This window comes from Petrotoga sp. HWHPT.55.6.3 (assembly GCF_002895495.1).
In the GTDB taxonomy this organism is placed as follows: domain Bacteria; phylum Thermotogota; class Thermotogae; order Petrotogales; family Petrotogaceae; genus Petrotoga; species Petrotoga mobilis.
In genome coordinates this window covers 1-2,060 of sequence record NZ_AZRJ01000038.1, presented here as the reverse complement: position 1 = coordinate 2,060, position 2,060 = coordinate 1, and the positions used below count along the sequence as shown (strand labels likewise).

Here is a 2,060-nt window from a genome sequence, read left to right as displayed (position 1 = left end):
GATCTTGAGCTATTTCTTCTTTAGTTTTCAAAAATTCACCTTTTCCTGAGTTTGACAGTTGGGAGATGCTTTTTCAATAAACCAAACGGAAGAAAGCGGGTTTGAGGGGATAAAACACCTATTTTTTTGAAAAAATTCTTTTACTGTAGTGACACTTTTTTCTTCTCTAATTATATTATTCTCTTGACTTCATAATAGTTTTGTGGTATAATATTAAAGACATTATGAAGTTGGGAGATGATTTGGATGTATGTTAGAACCGTAAAAAACAATCAAGGGAAAGAATACTTAAGAATAGTGGAAAGTTATCGTGAAAACGGTAAGAATAAACAAAAGATAATTGCTAATTTGGGTAGAATCGATACGATCAGTGAAGAAGAAGTGAAAAATATTATTAAAAAACTCGTACAGATATATGATATAAAAGGTTATGTGAATTTGAATAATGTTGAGGAAGCACCTGATAAGAAGAATTATGGGATAAAGGTAATAGTGGATAGATTGTTTGAAAGGTATGAGATGGATAAGTTCTTTGAAAAGATGGATAAAAAGATAAGATTCGATGTGGAGGATTTGTTGAAAATAATGGTTATGAACAGAATAATAGAACCGAAAAGCAAGTTGGGAATATTCAAAGAATTAGATTATTATGGATTCAAAAGAATAGATGAGGCAGAAACGGACGAAGAAGGGATAGCCTTACAATGGATGTACAGGACGCTAGATGTGTTAGCGCAAAAGAAGGAAGAGTTGGAGAAACATCTGTACGATCAAAGGATAAGTTTATTCAATTCTGTAGTAGATTTAGTGTTTTACGATGTAACGACGTTAGCCTTTGAGACACAACAAACGAACGAGTTACTACAAATGGGATATTCTAAAGATAAGAAGTTCAACGAATCACAGGTGGTTTTAGGGATGTCGATAGATAGGGATAGGATGCCAGTTAGTTTTGATATATATCCAGGTAACACGTTTGAAGGACATACGTTCAAAGATACGATAGAGGCAATGAAAAATAGATATCAGTTGGGAAAGGTAATAGTGGTTTCTGATAGGGGGATGATGAGTAGAACCAATATGGAAATAGTAGAGAATTCCGATTACGAATTCATAGTTGGTAAATCGATAAAACAGTTAAAAAAGGTAGATATATTCGATGGGGAGTTCACTGAAATATCAAAAGGGATTGAATACAGAGAAATAGAATACGAAGGGAAAAGATTACTCATAATACATTCAAAGGAAAGGGCCGAAAAAGATAGAAAAGACAGGATTAGATTGATTGAAAAAGCGAAGAAAATGTTGAAAGATGGGGAAATAGAATCAAAAAGCAAAAGAGGTGCAAAAAAGTACTTAAAGACGAAGAACGAAGTAGATTATACACTTGATATCGAAAAGATAGAAAAAGACGAAAAATATGACGGATACTATGGAATAATAACAAACACACAATTGAATCCAAAACAGATATTAGAGCAATACCATACCTTGTGGAAAGTGGAAGAAAGTTTCAGAACACTAAAGAATTATCTTGAAACAAGACCGATATTTCATTGGACACAGAAAAGGATAAAGGGACACATAGTGATGAGTTTCGTATCTTACATAATGCAAAGAACACTTGAATTAGAACTTGAAAGAAACAATATAGAATACTCACACGAAAAGATAAGAGAAGCGATTAAAAACATGGAATACATAGATATTAAAACCAACGAACAGCATTTTGCCATTAGAACCAACATGAATCTTTTAGCTCAAAAGATATTGAAGATACTTAATATACCAATTCCAAAAGTGGTAACCCCATATGAGGAATTCATAGAGAAACTGAAACTACAGGGCCAAAATGAGGAAAATAAAGGATTAGAAAGGAGCAAAGCAAAAGCGTAAGTCTAAAACACTGATAAATAAAGGAAAAGAAAGGCATGTAGTGACACTTTTGAAAAACAGAGAAAGCAAAAAACGCTTTTTTGCAATTATTCATGCCTGTTTTAGAATTCTTACGTTTTTGTAACTGTCAAACTCAGGAGGGCATTTTATATTTTTGGCTCTAC

The 2,060-nt window shown here is 32.8% G+C and carries 1 protein-coding gene; it reads left to right on the top strand.

Annotation, left to right across the window (positions count from 1 at the left end; genetic code table 11):
* Positions 1 to 246 precede the first annotated feature (246 nt).
* Complete coding sequence (locus tag X926_RS09005; RefSeq protein WP_158245243.1) at positions 247 to 1,896, top strand: IS1634 family transposase; 1,650 nt, start codon at positions 247 to 249, stop codon at positions 1,894 to 1,896.
* Positions 1,897 to 2,060 lie beyond the last annotated feature (164 nt).

Excerpts from the sequence above, each read along its gene's own strand:
- X926_RS09005 (WP_158245243.1), top strand. The coding sequence starts at position 247 with ATGTATGTTAGAACCGTAAAAAACAATCAAGGGAAAGAATACTTAAGA.